The sequence below is a fragment of the Escherichia sp. WS33 genome, assembly GCF_046486385.1.
Classification (GTDB): domain Bacteria; phylum Pseudomonadota; class Gammaproteobacteria; order Enterobacterales; family Enterobacteriaceae; genus ECMA0423.
In genome coordinates, this window is the sequence record NZ_JBJQLJ010000002.1 from 1 (window position 1) to 16,678 (window position 16,678).

Sequence of the window (16,678 nt, forward strand, 5' to 3'; positions counted from 1 at the left end):
AACGCCATTTCATCGCCATCCCGCCGAGCATACAGGCCTCGGAAGAACCAATGGTGTTGGTGCCAACGGCCTGACCATTTTTCGGCGCAGGCGCATGCCACAGATCGGCAACCATATTTACGCAACGTAGGTCGATGGCTGCGGATTGCGGATATTCTTCTTTGTCGATCCAGTTTTTGTTAATGGATAAATCCATCAATTTGTGGACATTTTCGTCGTCCCAAGTCTGGCAGAAAGTGGCCAGGTTCTGACGAGCGTTGCCATCAAGATATAATTCGTCATTGATAATCTGGAATGCGACATCGTCGCGCATTTCGTGCAGCGGAAAACGTTTTGATTCTGCGATAGTGGAAATAGACTTCGCACCAAAACGTGAATCGAGTAGTTCCGACCTTAAATCCGTTACTTGCTTCTTATCCATTTTAAACTCCTTAAAATGATTGGATCGCATTAAAAAAGTAGGATTTATCGATAAAGTAAGCAAGTGCAAAGGACTCGTGTTTAAATAACAAAATCCTAATGTTATTTATCGTGAGATATTACGCGAATAATATTTTTTCATTGAAAAACAATACAATATGAAATTCTTGGGTGGTGGTAAGGTGTTTTATGCTGTTATTTTTATGCGCATTCTGTGTCTCCTGAATTATCACGTAAAAATCAGACCTTAAAATATCACTATTAGTACTTGATTATTATTTTGAACGCATTTATAAAATTATTACATAAAAATAGCGAATATTGCTAAAATCCCCGCCAACGATGTGTTGACGGGGCTGTTATTATTTTGGCAATAATACTCCGGTATAAGTATTTACCGGATGAGAAAGATATTGTTTAACGGCAGTGTTAACATTCTCTACCGTCATTTGTTTCAACAATTGCTCCTGCTCAGTCCATGCTGCAGGATCGTCATATTGAATAAGACTATTTACAATAGTGTTCGCTAATTGTTGAACGCTACGCTGTTGGATATCGAGGCTGCGCTGAACGTTTTGCTGGTATTCATTCAGTTCTTGCTCACTGATCCCTTTAGCCAGACGCTTAACCATCACTTCATTCGCTAACGTTAACAGTTCATCATGTCGTTCTGGTTGACAAGTAAAAGCCAGCAAATGACTGATATCTTTGGCCTGAGGATCAACCGAGAGGCGAGAAGAAACGCTGTATGCTCCAGATGCCTGTTCACGAATATTAACACGTAGATCTTTTGCCAGTGCGACGTTAAAAGCATCGAGCGCCATACGCGTCGCCAGATTAACAGGTGTCCGGGAATCATAACGCTTCCACTGTGAAACCTGTGCCACAGGTTCATTTTGTTCTTTTACAGTAACCGATGCGTTGTCCGTCGCGCGAGTTAATGGTTTACCTGCGGCTAATGGCGAATCAGAGTGTTTGATTGATCCTAAGTAACGCGTAATTAACGCCACGAGTTTGTCTTCTGAGACATTACCGACAATGACAAACGTGATATCCGCTGGAGATGAAAACAACTGGCGATCGGCAGCCAGCGCATCTGCGGCAGTAAACTGTACAATCTGATTTTCTTGCAGTAATTTCGTGCGGTCATCAGCATAGCGCGTCTCATACATCTGCTGGGCGAATTTCTCCGCTGGACGCTGGTCGAGCGTTTTCAACGCCTGAATTTGAGCATTTTGTAGCGATGCCCAAATATTGTCGTTAATCGTGCTGTGGGTGATTCGCTGGTTAATCAACTGAAAACCAGGTTCAGGGTTATTAGTCCGCGCGCTAACGGAGAGCAACGTATTCATGCCACTGACTTTACTGCTCATGGTTACCGAATTTTCCGCACTCCAGCGTTTCAAGCTGGAAGAGGAGAGCTCACCAACGCCGCTTCCGCTTACTGCTTTATTTGCCAGCGCGATAAGTGATTTTTGCTGCGCAGGGAAACTTAAATCGCCTTTATTCGATACGGCAGTAATTTGTAGCTTTTGCTCTTCACCCGCGGATTTTGCCAGAATAACCCTGGCACCATTGGAAAGTGTTAATGATGTCAGATTCTCAGCCAGCGTTTCTTTGCTGCTAATTTCCGCCTGTGGGTCAGCGTCTACTGTTAACGATAAATTTCTGCCTGGGAAGATGTAAGCCGCCAGCTTTTTGTTGGCGTACTCTTTTTCCAGCGCCAGGATAGCCGCAGGAGACAATGCTTTTTTGGCGGCAAGCTCATTGTTTACCATTTGCTCCCAAAATGCGTCCTGGTTCTTTCTTAACTGCTGCCATTTTTCCGCCAGACTTTGCACGGTAATTTGCTGCCACAGACGTTTCGAAAGTTGATATGTCTCTTCCGGCGACAAGAACGGCGTATTATTTAATGAGCTGGATGCCAGGCGACTGGTCAGCATACGTAAATCACGTTCAGCTTGCTGATCAACCGCATTTTTCAGCCAGGTGAGGCGGGTAGATTTGACATCATCGAGTTCTTCAGCAGAAAAACCATGCTGATCAATGGTTGCCAACTCTGCCATTAATGCATTCGCAGCATCCTGTATATTATCGTCTCGTGCATTTACACGGAAAAACAGCGACTGATAATCGGGTGCAATTTTAACGCTGCGCGCAGTGCCGCCAGAAATAGTCTTCAACTCGCCCGACTGTATGCGTTCCTGCAGACGTTGATTGAACAGCTGAACTAACATGCTCCATTCAGCTTGTTCGACAAAGCTTTGCTCATCGTTCACTTGTACCATTGGCAGGCGATAATAGAGTGCGATGCCGTTCACCCGGTTTTCTTTATCATTAATGATATTAAAGCGCAGGTGGTTTTCGGCTTTTGTCGGCCAGACGCGATTTTCAGCTGCTTTGTTAGCCGGAAGCTTACTTAAATTATCCTTTATCAGCGCCAGCGCTTCTTTACTGTCGATATCGCCGACCACGATAAAGGTCATATTATTTGGTTGATACCAGCGTTGATAAAATTGGCGCAATTGTGCCGGTGTGACCGTGGCGACAGTATCCATCAGGCCGATAGGTTCACGGTCTAAATTACGGGTATTAGCCAGCAGGAAAGGACGGCGCGCCTGAGAGGTGCGCCATTTCGCATCCTGATGGGCACGCCATTCCTCAGTAATTACGCCACGTTCAGCGTCTACTTCGAGTTTTTCAAAGGTTGCGGCATTACTCCATTCACTGAAGATTGCCATCACTTGTTGCAGATTTTGTTTCTGCGTAGTCGGCAAACTCACCTGATACACCGTTTCGTCATAGCTGGTATAGGCATTAACATCGCGACCAAAACGCAGGCCCATTGACTCAAATGTTTCGATGACTTTATTACCCGGCCATGTTTTTGTGCCGTTAAACATCATATGTTCTACAAAATGAGCCACGCCGCGCTCATTGTCTTCTTCCTGCAATGAACCGGTATGAATTTGCAGCCATAAATTTACCTGATCCTTTGGATGAGCATGCGGATAAATCATATATCGCAAGCCATTGCCCAGTTGCCCGGTAATTAACTTTTCATCCTGCGGTAAGGCGGCGGCAATCAGCCGCCCGGGGAGCAACAGAGTTGCCACTAACGTCAGTAAGAAACAGAGGTTTCTCATAATTATCTCCATGCGAAAACCGGGCGAATTTACCCGGTTAAGTAAAATCCGAACTATTAAAATTTCATGCTGACATCAAGCCAGAAAGTACGGCCACTGGCGTAGGTCGCCACACCGGTGTTCGTTGTATCAACAGCGGTTTTGCTATCCAATACATTGAGAATATCGGCACTGATCGTCAGGTTTTGTTGTTTCAGAAATTGTGGCGTCCAGGACAAGCGGGTGTCCCAGGTCAGGCTGCTATCCAGTTTTTCGTCAACATACTGCTTGTAATCTGAATATTCGCTGATGTATTGCGCATTTGTCTTACCCAGGATAATGCGAGCTTTACGCGCTTCTTGCCAGGCCAGCGTATTCGCCCACACCAACCCGCTCGGTTGATGCGTGAAATCCATGTTTAAGGAGATCTTTAATGGGTTATTAAAATCTGCCACTGGAACGCTATCGTAAGAAACCAGATTACCGTCATAAACCACCTGGTTATCACCGGTATTGCTCTCCTCATAACCATTGTTTAACGACAAGTTGCCCTTGCTCTTGATATAGCTAAAGACAATTTGTGGGTTAATATCTACCTGGCGGATATGCAGGGGTTCGGCCAGCTCAAAACTGAGGTTGAACGAATGCGTTTTGGTTTTGCCATCGTTGTTATATTCAGTAATGGTGGTTTTAGTCGCGCTGTCGGTACGACTGCTTTTGCTGATTTGATCATGCGCTTCACGGTAAACATAGTTTGCACGCGCAATAACGTTCTTACCGATTTTCTGCTGCAATCCCATTGCCAGTTCATCGTTATAAGGCGTTTTCAAATCCTGATAACGCGTCAGGGTTTTATTGCCTGATACCGATTCCGTCCAGCTATTGCGGATATCACGTAATCCCATATCAAGAATATTCCCACCATAGTAACGGTTATAACCTGCGGTAATCATTGAGGTTTGATCAGCAAAAATATCCCATTCCGTCATAAAGCGCGGGGAGATATTGTGGTTTGACAGATAGTTGTCATAGTCATACCGCACGCCGGGCATTAATGACACATTACGCCAGCTAATGCGATCCGCCATATACAGTGTGTAGTTGTCAATTCCCAGGCTGCCTTTACCTTTATGGTAAATGGTATGGTTAGTTTTCTTTCCGGCAGCATTAATCACATAGGATTCAGACTGGTTATGGCGTTCAGTCCATGCATCGGAATAGATGTATTCCGCGCCGAAGTAGGGTTGATGCGAAACATTACCCACGGCGAATTTTTGCCAGTCCAGGCGTGTTTTGAAGGTGTAATTATCTACAGCCTGGGAAATGTGTCCTAATCCGCCACGGGTGCAACGCCCTGTAATATCACCATATGTACATGAAAGTTCGGTGTACCAGGTGTCATGATCGTGACGGGTATAATCACTAATATGATCCCAACCAACGGTGGTACGAAGTTTGGCCCATGCGAGCTGCGTATCCATATCCCATGCCAGACCATAGGATTTATTACCCATTTCGCGATCAGACTGCGGGAAGGTGCTGGTATTATAATCACGGCTGGAGCCGGTATATTTTAAGGTTAAATCGTGGGTAAAGCGGTCGCTGGCAAACCAGGTAAATTTGCTCAATGCAGTATCGATAACGTTTTTATACTGTGCCCGACCGGCGACAATGCCGTCATTCGAAACATAATCCGCGCGGGTGATATCAGACTGGCGGCGCGATAAACCGGCGGTAACGCCAAAGTTATCAGCGAGTTCCTGATTAAACGACAAGGTATAAAAGTTCTTTTTAAAATCTGGAGAGTAATAAGTACTTCCTGAAGAACCTTGATTAAATGCGCTCTTGTTATTCTCATCGATATGCGATGTTAACCAGTCCGAACGCGTAGTGCGATAACCCAGTTTCACGCTGCTATCATCAGCGTTGAAGCGTTTGATCTTTGCATCAATTACCCCGCCATTGAAGCGACCGAATTCAACCGGCACAAAACTGTCATAAAGCGTCACATTGTCCAGTAAGCTGACATCAAGATAATACCCCTGTGACATCCCGCTAATATTGGTTGCACTACTGGCATCGGACTCATTCGCTGGGTTCAGGTTATTAGTGGCACTAATACCATCAATCAAATAGGCATTCTGGTAGGGCGACGCACCGTGAATAGAGATTTTCTCCGGGCGAATATCTCCCTGGTTCAACGAGGTACTTTGCGTTGAATCCATGCGTACCGCAGGGTTGGTTCTCAGCAGATCGCTGATATTGCCATTCCCGGTCGGTAAACGCTCGATGCTTTCACTGGTGTAATGCGTGTTGCCGTTTACGGGTACAGGGACAGGAGCATAGACCGTCATCTCTTCAAAAACATGCATGTACATGTTTTTGTCATCGACGGCCTGCGCCACATCAGCGCCACATAAAATGACGCCAGGAATAAGAACTCGCTTCATTTATTTATATCTCCGTACAGCAGGGCTTTTATTGTTTTTATAAAACCGCGCTAATGCCACAAATATCATCGGCCAGGTTCCAGACACCGGGTTGATGTGTAACCATAATGACGCCGCTTGTGGGTAGTTTTTCACGCACTAAACGCAGTAAGCGGATAGCCTCTTGTTCCTCAAGATGAGAGGTAGTTTCGTCAAGAAATATCCATTTCGGACGTCGTAAAATTAATCGTGCCAGGGCGATACGTTGTTTTTCGCCGCTGGAAAGAATATCTCCCCAGCGATCGTGGTCATGAATACGCGCAGCCAATTTCCCCAGACCAACCTGATGCAGTACTTCGCTCAACGATTTATCGTCTACGGGCAGGGGAAGTGCTTTACAAATAATCTCTTTCAGTAAGCCGCTTTTGATTAACGGTGTTTGTGACACATACCAACTGCCATCAGGAGAAGAAATATCACCTTTAAACCACGGCCAGCAGTGGGATAATGTTTTAAGCAGTGTGGTTTTTCCCGCACCAGAGTAGCCTTTCAGTAATAGCCATTTGCCTGGCGAAACATGAAAGTTCAAGTTCTCTAATATGATCTTATTATCAGGCGTACGAATACTCGCATTAGCCACTTGTACCGCATGTTGGCAATTTTTAGGCTTATTCGTAGGGCGCTGTTCAGTGAGTTGATGGAACTCATACAAGCGATCGATAACCGCAGCCAGTTCAGCAAGTTCGTCATATTTATAAATAAACCAGCTTAAATTGTTCGATACTAGCATAAATGCCTGGCGCGATTTCATCAGTCCGCCCAGATTGATCTGCCCGCTAATAAACTGCGGCAATAACAGAAAGTAGGGAAGAACGCTAAGCGAGCGCGAATAAATATTTTGCCAGTAATCAAGCCACCGCTGACGATTCATTAAACGATGCCAGTTCTCTTTAATGGTATGAAAATTGTCGCGCAACTCCTGGCGTTGTAGAGACTCAGCATTGCTTAGCGCAATCAGTTCTGCCTGCTTATTATGCTGCACAAGATTAGTTCGAAATGTCGCTTCGCTACGTTGTTTTTCCACATTAAGCGGACGAATACGTTTACCCACCTTATGGGTAAATAAAGTTCCACCGATCACAATGAGCACGACGGTATAGACCATATACCCCTGGATATTCCATTCTGTTCCACCAACAGTGAATGAGAGCGTACCCGCGCTTTGCCAAAGAATAACGGTAAAGGTGATCAGCATGCTAAGTGACTGGATGAAGCCAAATGAAAGACTGAGCGTTTTGCTGATCAGTAAGAGAATGTCTTCAGCGATACGTTGGTCAGGGTTATCTGTATTTTTATGCTCGCCGTAGATCTGCGTGAAGTAGTAGTTTTTATCTGCAAACCAGCGATTAAGGTAGTAATCTGTTAACCATTCGCGCCAGCGAATAGTCAGTAGTTTAATTAACCATGTTTTGTTTACGGATATTAATACAAAGATCCCCAGCAGGGCAGGGAACCAAAGGACAAGCTGCCAAAGCTTATCGGTTTCTTTCTGGCTTAGCGCATTGAAAAAATCATTATTCCAGTCGTTTAACCAGACCTGAATTTTAACCACGCCAAGGATCATTGCGAGGATAATAATGATTAACAACACTGAAGTTTTATTATTCTTACGCAGCCAAAAGGGCTTCAGCAGACAGAGATACTTTGCTATCAACATACAAAACGTAATGGGAATGGTTATCATTAGCGAAAATTGATTGTGCCATCCAATGATTATCTATGGCAATGATTTACTGATGAAATTTATTTAAGTATCACTTAACAATATGAAATATAAAGAAATATTTCATTTTCATCGGTTATGGTTATGCTATTGATAATCAAGGGTATTGCTAATGCCCTGACGCATACCACGTAAGCCAGGATTTTCGCAAGGGAAGATGATGATGACGAAACACCCGACAGGAATTTATGTCGGGTGCCTTGTTAAGGTCATAAGAAGGAGGCTAAGAATGGAGTTAAAAGAGAGCGTTATTAATTATTCTCCATTTGTTTTGCAACATCCATAATGTGGTAAAGCGGTACTCTGTTCTTAGCTAACTCCACCATGGCGTTCATATAAGGTACCATGGTTGAAAAAAGGATTTTATAACCTTCGCAAAAATAAGAAACAGTCTCATTGTTTACTTTAGTAATACGATGCTTAGGACAACCGCCATTGCAGATAGGTTTATATGCACATTGCTGACATTTCGCTGAAATCCGTTTTTTTTGCGCTGTCAGTTGTACACTGTTCATCGTTTTGAGTTCAGATTTATTAATGTTTCCAATTTTGTACTGTGGATAGACAAAATGGTCGCATTCGTAAATGTCTCCATTACTTTCAACAACCAGATTATCCTTGCAGGACTCCTGGAAAATACAACTTGTATGCCCATTCCCCAAAAAACGGCTGACAAAGCTTTCAAACTGACGAATGAAAATTTCACCCACATCGTTTTTAACCCATTGCATAAAAATGGTTGACATAAACTTGCCATAAGCCGTGGGAGGCACAGAAAAATCAATGATACGGAATGTGTTCTCACTATGACCACTGAAATCAATATTCGGCGTCCCGGTTTCTAGCAATTCGATAAATTGCATATGTTTACTGCCGATAGATTTTAAAAAATGATAAACCTCAAGAGGGTAATGGACATTAACGTTATTAATGACGGTTAACGTATTAAACTCTACTTGATATGATTTCAGACGCTCGATGGCTGCTATCACTTTTGCAAAAGTACCGTTACCTGAATTACTGCGTCTGTAACGGTCATGTAACTCCTGGGGGCCATCGATCGAGATACCAACCAGAAATTCATGTTCTTTGAGAAAGGCACACCATTCATTATTCAATAAAATGCCATTCGTTTGTAATGCATTAAAAATACGTTTTTGGCCTGCATAGCGTTGTTGATAGTGAATAACTTTACGGAAAAAATCCAGGCCAGCCAGAGTGGGTTCACCGCCTTGCCAGGTAAAATAGACCTGATTGCCAGACGCTGCGATATATTGTTTGATGAACTCTTTCAGAGTACTGTCATCCATCCATTTTTCATGAGTAAACTGCGACTCTTTTTCAAGGTAAAAACAGTAATCACATTTGAGATTACATTGAAAACTGGAGGGCTTGGCTGTAACGTGCATCGCTATCTCGCTCAATAAGGCGGCGGAAAATTCCGCCGCATGAAGGTTTAGTTATTTCGCTTCGCTTAGTGCTTTCTTGATATTGTTAAACTTCTCCTGATTTACCTCGCTAAGCGGTGGCTGGCTGCTGTCGATAAACTCTCTTACCACGCCTTGCATCTCTTTAACGACCTGCGGATTGGCGGCGGCAAGGTTATCTTTTTGCTGTAGATCCGTCAGTTTGTAGAGACCTAACTGATTGTTTTCTACTGTATAGACAAGCGAATAATCGTTATTTCTCACCGTATAAGAGAATTGGCTTAAGTCCTCAGTGTTGGGGTTATGCGGGTAATCGTCTGACTGATGGCGAACAAATTTGTGGTAATTATCCCAGAATGGAATATTTTCCTCGTCAAACCAGTGAGAATAAGAGGTTATCCAGGTCAGATTTTTATGTGGCTCGCCTTGTTTCTTATCTTGCAACCAGGGCAGCAAGGAAACGCCATCCAGCTTAAGGTCTTTTGGAATGCTGATATCGGCTGCATCAAGAGCTGTCGGGTAGAAATCCATTGCGGAAATCAGCTTGTCATAATTACCGGGTTGAAGTTTTCCTTTCCACCACATAAACATTGGGGTGTGAGTACCGCCAGGATAGGTCTGACTCTTATAGCCTTTTTGCGCCCCGTTCAGCGGCAGAGGACCATCGATAACCGCACCATTATCGGAGGTAAAGAGAATAATTGTATTGTCATACTGTCCGTTTTTCTTCAGTTGTTCGAGAATGCGTTTTACACCCTGATCAACAGAATAAACGGAAGCGTAGTAGTTATCTGCTGTTTGACTACCGGTATTAAATTGCTTCTGATATTGATCCGGTGCAGGATTATCATTTGGCAGGTGCGGAGCATTATAAGCCAGGTAAAGCATAAATGGCTGGTCAAGTGTTTTGGCACGATCAACAACGCCAATTGCCTCATCGGTTAACTGATCGCTGATATAACCTTTTGCGGGGACACGTTCACGATTTTTGAACAGTGAAGGGGAGTTGTAATATGCCGTTCCTGCAGCGTGGAATCCCATAAAGTAATCAAAGCCACGGTTTTGAGGTTGCCATTCTTCCGCAGAAAATGTGGTGAAGTTGTCATGATAGTCACGCGTTTGTTTATCTTCCGGTACCGGCACATTACTGATTTTTGACAAGTGCCATTTACCTACTGCTGCAGTGTAATAACCATGATTCTGGAATAATTCAGGCAAGAAAGTTTCTGTTAGCGGAATACCATCCTGAGCATCGGTATTGGAATAGACACCAAAGCGGGCGGGAGCTCGACCGGTCATTATTGCGGCACGGGAGGGGCCGGAAACACCGTGTGCCACATAGCCGTTAGTAAACCGTACGCCTTCATCCATTAATGAAAGGAGCGTCGGCGTTGATTTTTGTGCAGCTTCAATGGCTTTATCTATCCCTATTTTGTAGGTATCGACAACTTCACGATTTTCCATTGTTTTTGGGTCAAAAGATCCCTTATCAAAAGGAAGTTGTCCATAACCAAGATCATCCATGGTTAGTACGATAATATTTGGCTTTCCTTTGGTACTGTATTCAGTCGGCGTAAAGTCTGAGAAAGCAACGTTTGTTTTGGTTGCTTTCAGCTTTACATCATCTGCCGCATGAGCAGCAAATGCAGCCATACCAGATGCCAGTATCAAAGATATCGAGGTACTTACGACACTTTTCTTTAATGCAGACTTCATAAATGTTCCTCTTCTTATTGTACTTAATTCCGAAGTAATTTTACGAAGAGAAATAAGTGGATGTAAGTGAAGTTAGTCACATAAAGAGATAGCAGATTTAGCTAAAAAAAGGGAAATAACAGTCCATAAAGCGTTGACATTACTTTCTGTTCTATTAAGTAATTTCTCGCCGATAAACAACTAATTTATTGATATTTAATAAATTATTGCATTTTACTGACAGAATGCCGAATTGAGATCATAAATAATCATGCAACAGGTTATGCAAGTGCATAAATATGTGATGGATGTCACTTATTTATTTCAATAAATATATCGCCTAAAAACAACGCGGGGCAGGGAATGGCTGCCCCATATAATTCTTACGTAGCGTGCGTGGTTGACTACTCGTTAGCAAATAATCAAATAGCTAAAGCACTCATCGTGTTGCCCGTATTCATACCCGTGTGACTTTGACAACGGTACTCCTTAGAAACTCTCTTCGGACTGTTGCCGAAATGTTTGCGGAACGTATAAATAAAATAAGATGTACTGGCATAACCACATTGTTCGGCAATTTTATTGACTGAACCTTCTACGCGTATCAAATTTTTTGCGTGCTGCATTCTGGCATCTAATAGAATCTGTGAGAATGTCGTTTGCTCTTGCTTTAGTTTTTTCTTCAACAGGCTTTCACTGATGTACAGGCAGTCACAAATATCTTTCAGCTTCCATGGGTGCGCCAGCTTCATGTTGACAATATTTCTCACTTTCCCGGAAACGGATAGCACACCGTTAGTTAATAGTGTAATGAAACCTTTGCATGCGGCAAATATAGACAGGCAAGAAAAAAGCAAAAGTTCTGAAAAATTATGATGATTGCGTTCTTCCGAGTTGAGATAAGCAATCATTTCATTAAGCAATCCAGTCGGTACATTTGAAGCACGTAAAAACTTCGCAGGAACAGGCACCGTCACTGTCTGGATGTTAGTGCATTGTAGATATTTTTTAATGGTATTTTCATTAAATCCGATTTCTTTAAAATGCCGCTCATAAGGTTCAAAATGCGTACGAACAGCGTTATCTACCATCAGGATCTCGCCGTCAGAGAAGGCGTAATCTTTATCTAAAATGTTAGCGTTGAAGGCATGATGAATAAATATAACAGAACAAACGAGCGACATTTTATCTCCTTAAAACAATAAAGTTTTTATCGATACTTTTTTAACATTTCATATTTATAATTTGCTGTTTATTTTCAGTCTTGCAAACTATTGATAATGAAATGTGTAAGATCTCTTGCAATGCGACCCATTTCTGAAATGCCCAGCTGATCAATTGCCGAAAAAATGGCTATCAACGTAAGGGTCAGTAATAAGACAACCACAATTACAGACATGATTTCTTTATAGTTGTCTCTTTGCGTGATTTTGTTTTTCACTGTGGTCGCATGCATTTCAAATATGTTTATTAAGCGAATAACGTTAAGCATCGTTAATCAGTATGCTTAATATAACAGGCCGGAGAAAAGAGGAAATAGGACTGGCGCTTCAGTACTGAACGGAGTTTCTTACAGCTGTAGGCAGAAGTTTATATCTTATAGTATGTAGTTTAATTTAATCCATGTGAGCAAATTGCGCGATAATAGTCAATGAGGGATTCTTCTGCTGTGCGGATGACAGCAGAAGAAATGAGAAGAGGCATTAATTTGATGGTTCTAATTCAACCGGAATACTTTTATAGCCAGGAATGCCACTTAATGGATCGTGGTTATCAAGTGTTAGCATGTGATTCGATTCTGGAAAATAGGTCACTAGTGAGCGGTCAGCCATAGGGTAAATGACCACTTTTAATCTATCCATGCGGCGTGAGCTGCGCTTACCGTCTGGCGTAAGCGCAATAAGATTAACTCTTTCGCCGTTTTTTACATGGCAAATTTTAGCTTGTTTAGCACTCATAAAGACCACATCTCGTTGACCGAATACCCCTCGATAGCGATCATCCATACCATAAATCGTCGTGTTGTACTGATCGTGGCTGCGTACTGTCGCCATGACCAGCTTACTGTTAAACGCTGAAGAGGGATCTTCTAACAGCCCTTTGCTGGTAATGAAATTAGCCTTACCTGACTGAGTCATCCAGCGCCTTTCAGCAGCAGCGTTTATCAGGTGAAAACCACCAGGATGTCGGATGCGCTGGTTATAATCGGCGAACTCTGGCAGCACAGCTTCAATGTCATTGCGAATGCGATCATAATCTTCCACCAGATACTCCCAGGCTACCACGCTCTGGGGTAGTGCTGCCTGCGCGATTCCCGCGACCACTGCACACTCTGATTTCAGCATTACACCGGCGGGTTTTAACACGCCACGCGAGGCATGAATCATCGACATTGAATCCTCAACGGTTACCGCCTGCGCACCGCTTTTTTGCATGTCAATCTCGCTACGTCCCAGAACCGGCAGAATATAGCTATGCCGTGCGGTCAGCAGATGAGAGCGGTTAAGCTTAGTGGCTACGTGTACCGCCAGATCTAATTGCGTTAACGGTACAGCGCTCGCTTCCCGATCTGGCATTGCCAGTGCAAAGTTGCCCCCCATGCAGATCAATGCTCGAGCCTGCCCTGTACATATTGCTTGCATGCTGGCAATTGCAGCATGTCCAGGTGCTTGAGGTGGTGTGAAGCCATAGCGCTCACCCAGGCGAGCCAGAAACTCTGCAGACGGTTTCTCGGTGATACCGACGGTTCGGTCGCCCTGTACATTAGAGTGGCCACGTAGTGGGCAGATACCCGCACCAGGCTTGCCAATGTTACCTTTCATCAACAGCAGATTGACCAGTTGCTGTACATTCTGGGTACCATGTTCGTGCTGAGTGATCCCCATTCCGTAACAGATAATGGTTCGTTCGGCAGCGGCATATGCATCAGCCAGTTCGGCGATTTGAGTCTGACTTAATCCAGAAATACGTTCGATATCTTTCCACTCGGAATTGAGAACGTCACGGCGTAGCTCGTCAAAGCCGACGGTATGCGTTTGAATAAATTCGTCATCCAGCAATGAGGGCCGACCTGCGGCGCTTGCAGCATCATCGCGCTCAATTAACAGGCGCATCATCCCCTTGAGCAACGCCATATCACCACCAATGCGCACGTTATAGTAGGCACTGGCCAACTGAGTCTCAGAGTTCGTCAGCATTTCAAACGGGTTTTGCGGTGCAGTAAATCGCTCCAGGCCACGTTCCTGTAGAGGATTGATGGCGATCATTTTCGCTCCCCGTTTCACTAAAGCGCGCAACGAAGTCAGCATGCGAGGGTGGTTTGTACCAGGGTTATGCCCAATGCAAATGACTAAATCGCACTTCTCAAAGTCTTCCAGCAACACGGTCCCTTTACCTACACCGATACTCGCTGCCAAACCCACGCTTGTCGGTTCATGGCACATGTTGGAGCAGTCGGGAAAGTTATTGCTCCCGTATTCACGGGCAAAAAGCTGATAAAGAAAGGCAGCTTCATTGGAAGTGCGGCCCGAAGTATAGAATTCAACCTGATTGGGATCACTATAGCTTTGAAGGCGTGCGCCAATTTCATCGAAAGCTTGTTGCCAGCTTAATGGCTTGTAACAGTCGCTGACGGCATCATATTTCAAAGGCTGAGTGAGTCGCCCCGCAGCCTCAAGCTCGTGGTCTCCCCAGGTAAGTAATGATTGAACCGTATTCTCAGCAAAGAAAGAGGCGTTTACCTGCTTATCCGTGACTTCCCAGGCGATTGCTTTTGCGCCGTTTTCACAAATGTCGAATGACGCACTGTGCTTAGGATCTGGCCATGCACAACCCGGACAGTCAAAGCCCTCTGGCTTATTCATGTCAAACATGGCAATAACATCCTGGCGTATATCCATCTGCTTACGTACTGCATTCGCTACGGATTTAACAGCACCCCAACCACCGGCAGCACCCTGGTAGGATTCAATTTTTTTCTTCATCTACTTATCCTGTGTGGAAATGAATTATTAGGATTTGTAATAGCGATGATGCACAGTACATACAAAGGGATTATCGCCAACATGGATATATAAGAGTAGGGGACTACTCTCTTTCTATTTTTAATCTATTATCGTTAAACAATAGATTAAATACGATAAGGTAAGCATCATCTCTCATAGTGTTTAAATTAACATATTTTTTAATATAAAAAATAAGACTCTGGCTTCAATTGTGCGCGGATTTTCTTACAGGTGTAGGATAATAGCTTTCACAAAATAATTATCCGCGCAATTTTCGTGAATGGAGCGCATAGACTAAGGTCAAAATCACAATTATTCATAGATAAAAGTGACACCAATGACTGACTGGACGGTTCCGGCTGAAACTTTGTTCCCTGTTTGTCCATAGGTTGCGCTTAAACCCAGAGGTACTTTGCTTTTATTTACTGTCCCCAAGGAGACATTTTCTCCCGTAGCCAGTATTTTTCCATTACGCATCAGAGAGACACCCACTCCCGATGCTTTTGTTGCATCTGGTGCTGTGTTAGCAAACACTTGTCGGGCACTGTCAGTGGTGGCACCCGAAAGATAAAATGAGAGCTTTTGTTCGCTTGAGCAATATACGCCAAGGGGTATTTCTGCGCTTCCAGGAAAGTCCGGGAGATCCACGGTGACATTACGACTATCAACGGTGCAGCCGCCTGTTGGCATAACAACATTGTTATTTGAAATAATATTCCACGTAAAATTACGCGGATTTCCGCTTCCTAATGTTGCAATTTTATACATATGAATACGGGCAATGACTTCCCCCGCTTTTATGACAACTCCACCGGCCGCCCCAACTGGGGTAATATAGAGTTTTAACGGTAATGGCATCGGTGTCTTATCACCAATATCCAATACGTTGGTATTTGTCGTCAACGGGAAGGGGTAGGTCACATTATTCCAGTACAGCGATCCTTTATATGACTGTAGGGAGCCTGCGAAAGCTGAGCCTTGTACCAGGTTTATATGATCAGTGTCGTACCAGCCGCCGTAATCATTCCAGCAACTTATATGCTGAGACAAGTCTACAACCAGATTCTGGCCCGGCTGTATTACAGGGTCGAGATTAACATAAACAGAGGTTGTACCTGCTCCAATACTTGACCCGCCATCGACATTACAACTGAAGGCAAAAACTTTGCCTGCCATTAATAGAAGATAAATACCGAACAGGACCTTTATACTGATTGTTTTACCCATGATATATCCTAAGGTTAAAAATTGATTTAAAAAGAAGGCTAAGAAAATCGAATCGACGTTATTGCCAGGTGTAGATCACATTGATTAGCGCCTCGATCGTTCCCTGGCTTGCGTTTCCATTCACCGTGATAGCTCTTGCCTTAAGTGGAAACTGTGCATTACGAGTGATCTCATCAACAATAACCGTTTTGCTATCGCCATTTTTTAACGTCGCATCCTGGTCATCCCTCAGCTCTATCTGAATATTTTCGGCAGTACCTTCATTTTTGTAATAACCCGTATTGTCAGTTGAACCTGTCACGATTGCCGTCACTGCACTTGTTTCAACCGGACAATCGGTTAATGACAAAGTAATATTGTGCCAGCCAGATGCAGAACCAGGTTGTTGCAGATTGCGCGTATAAAGATCCCCGAGATTAACGTTAGCTTCTTTGGTTTGAATAGTGCAGGGTTTAGCGACTACCCGACCATTAACAGTGATAGTGACATCGACGGCCTGGAGAGTTGCTGTGAATAACGCGCAAAACGTAGCTAACAGGAACCTCTTGTGAAGTCTTTTCATATCTGA

12 protein-coding genes are annotated in these 16,678 nt (G+C 43.8%); 1 reads left to right on the forward strand and 11 read right to left on the reverse strand.

Features of this window, described 5'->3' with window-relative positions:
• The 4 genes from ACJHXA_RS02100 to ACJHXA_RS02115 form a co-directional block, all read right to left on the reverse strand.
• Positions 1-421, reverse strand: a 421-nt coding sequence (locus ACJHXA_RS02100; RefSeq protein ID WP_001681264.1) for a pyridoxal-dependent decarboxylase, incomplete at its 3' end; no start/stop codon positions are given.
• A 361-nt stretch (positions 422-782) separates the two neighbouring features.
• Positions 783-3,566 (reverse strand): M16 family metallopeptidase, encoded by a 2,784-nt coding sequence (locus ACJHXA_RS02105; RefSeq protein ID WP_001245018.1) that lies wholly within the window; start codon positions 3,564-3,566, stop codon positions 783-785.
• Positions 3,567-3,622: 56 nt separating this feature from the next.
• On the reverse strand, positions 3,623-5,995 hold the full coding sequence (locus tag ACJHXA_RS02110; RefSeq protein ID WP_000832498.1) for a TonB-dependent receptor plug domain-containing protein: 2,373 nt from the start codon (positions 5,993-5,995) through the stop codon (positions 3,623-3,625).
• Positions 5,996-6,032: 37 nt separating this feature from the next.
• Positions 6,033-7,718, reverse strand: a complete 1,686-nt coding sequence (locus ACJHXA_RS02115; RefSeq protein ID WP_283512250.1) for an ABC transporter ATP-binding protein/permease — start codon at positions 7,716-7,718, stop codon at positions 6,033-6,035.
• Positions 7,719-7,920: 202 nt separating this feature from the next.
• On the opposite strand from ACJHXA_RS02115, the gene ACJHXA_RS02120 reads away from it, so the two are divergent.
• The gene (locus ACJHXA_RS02120; RefSeq protein WP_120795387.1) at positions 7,921-8,043 is read left to right on the forward strand and encodes a protein YneP; all 123 of its coding nucleotides are present in this window, start codon (positions 7,921-7,923) and stop codon (positions 8,041-8,043) included.
• Here the strand turns inward: ACJHXA_RS02120 and ACJHXA_RS02125 are convergent.
• The 7 genes from ACJHXA_RS02125 to ACJHXA_RS02155 all read right to left on the reverse strand — a co-directional run bounded on the left by ACJHXA_RS02125 (position 8,009) and on the right by ACJHXA_RS02155 (position 16,672).
• Positions 8,009-9,166, reverse strand: a complete 1,158-nt coding sequence (locus tag ACJHXA_RS02125; RefSeq protein WP_001299007.1) for an anaerobic sulfatase maturase — start codon at positions 9,164-9,166, stop codon at positions 8,009-8,011. The genes ACJHXA_RS02120 and ACJHXA_RS02125 overlap by 35 nt on opposite strands.
• A gap of 51 nt (positions 9,167-9,217) precedes the next feature.
• Positions 9,218-10,900 carry a sulfatase-like hydrolase/transferase gene (locus ACJHXA_RS02130; RefSeq protein ID WP_001295684.1) on the reverse strand — a complete coding sequence of 561 codons (1,683 nt, stop codon included), beginning with the start codon at positions 10,898-10,900 and terminating at the stop codon, positions 9,218-9,220.
• Between the two features lie 401 nt (positions 10,901-11,301).
• The gene (ydeO, locus tag ACJHXA_RS02135) at positions 11,302-12,063 is read right to left on the reverse strand and encodes an acid stress response transcriptional regulator YdeO (RefSeq protein ID WP_000060480.1); all 762 of its coding nucleotides are present in this window, start codon (positions 12,061-12,063) and stop codon (positions 11,302-11,304) included.
• 74 nt (positions 12,064-12,137) lie between these two features.
• Positions 12,138-12,335 carry a two-component system connector SafA gene (gene safA / locus ACJHXA_RS02140; RefSeq protein ID WP_000543389.1) on the reverse strand — a complete coding sequence of 66 codons (198 nt, stop codon included), beginning with the start codon at positions 12,333-12,335 and terminating at the stop codon, positions 12,138-12,140.
• Between the two features lie 247 nt (positions 12,336-12,582).
• Positions 12,583-14,862 (reverse strand): acid resistance putative oxidoreductase YdeP, encoded by a 2,280-nt coding sequence (gene ydeP / locus ACJHXA_RS02145; RefSeq protein WP_000726700.1) that lies wholly within the window; start codon positions 14,860-14,862, stop codon positions 12,583-12,585.
• Positions 14,863-15,195: 333 nt separating this feature from the next.
• Positions 15,196-16,110, reverse strand: a complete 915-nt coding sequence (locus ACJHXA_RS02150; protein ID WP_000520669.1) for a fimbrial protein — start codon at positions 16,108-16,110, stop codon at positions 15,196-15,198.
• 58 nt (positions 16,111-16,168) lie between these two features.
• A complete protein-coding gene (locus ACJHXA_RS02155) occupies positions 16,169-16,672 on the reverse strand; it encodes a fimbrial protein (RefSeq protein ID WP_000825461.1) in 504 nt (167 codons plus the stop codon).
• Positions 16,673-16,678: the final 6 nt, after the last annotated feature.

Excerpts from the sequence above, each read along its gene's own strand:
- ACJHXA_RS02120 (WP_120795387.1), top strand. The coding sequence starts at position 7,921 with ATGACGAAACACCCGACAGGAATTTATGTCGGGTGCCTTGTTAAGGTC.
- ydeP (WP_000726700.1), bottom strand. The coding sequence starts at position 14,862 with ATGAAGAAAAAAATTGAATCCTACCAGGGTGCTGCCGGTGGTTGGGGT.
- ACJHXA_RS02110 (WP_000832498.1), bottom strand. The coding sequence starts at position 5,995 with ATGAAGCGAGTTCTTATTCCTGGCGTCATTTTATGTGGCGCTGATGTG.
- ACJHXA_RS02150 (WP_000520669.1), bottom strand. The coding sequence starts at position 16,110 with ATGGGTAAAACAATCAGTATAAAGGTCCTGTTCGGTATTTATCTTCTA.
- ACJHXA_RS02155 (WP_000825461.1), bottom strand. The coding sequence starts at position 16,672 with ATGAAAAGACTTCACAAGAGGTTCCTGTTAGCTACGTTTTGCGCGTTA.
- ACJHXA_RS02125 (WP_001299007.1), bottom strand. The coding sequence starts at position 9,166 with ATGCACGTTACAGCCAAGCCCTCCAGTTTTCAATGTAATCTCAAATGT.
- ACJHXA_RS02105 (WP_001245018.1), bottom strand. The coding sequence starts at position 3,566 with ATGAGAAACCTCTGTTTCTTACTGACGTTAGTGGCAACTCTGTTGCTC.
- ACJHXA_RS02130 (WP_001295684.1), bottom strand. The coding sequence starts at position 10,900 with ATGAAGTCTGCATTAAAGAAAAGTGTCGTAAGTACCTCGATATCTTTG.
- safA (WP_000543389.1), bottom strand. The coding sequence starts at position 12,335 with ATGCATGCGACCACAGTGAAAAACAAAATCACGCAAAGAGACAACTAT.
- ACJHXA_RS02115 (WP_283512250.1), bottom strand. The coding sequence starts at position 7,718 with ATGATAACCATTCCCATTACGTTTTGTATGTTGATAGCAAAGTATCTC.
- ydeO (WP_000060480.1), bottom strand. The coding sequence starts at position 12,063 with ATGTCGCTCGTTTGTTCTGTTATATTTATTCATCATGCCTTCAACGCT.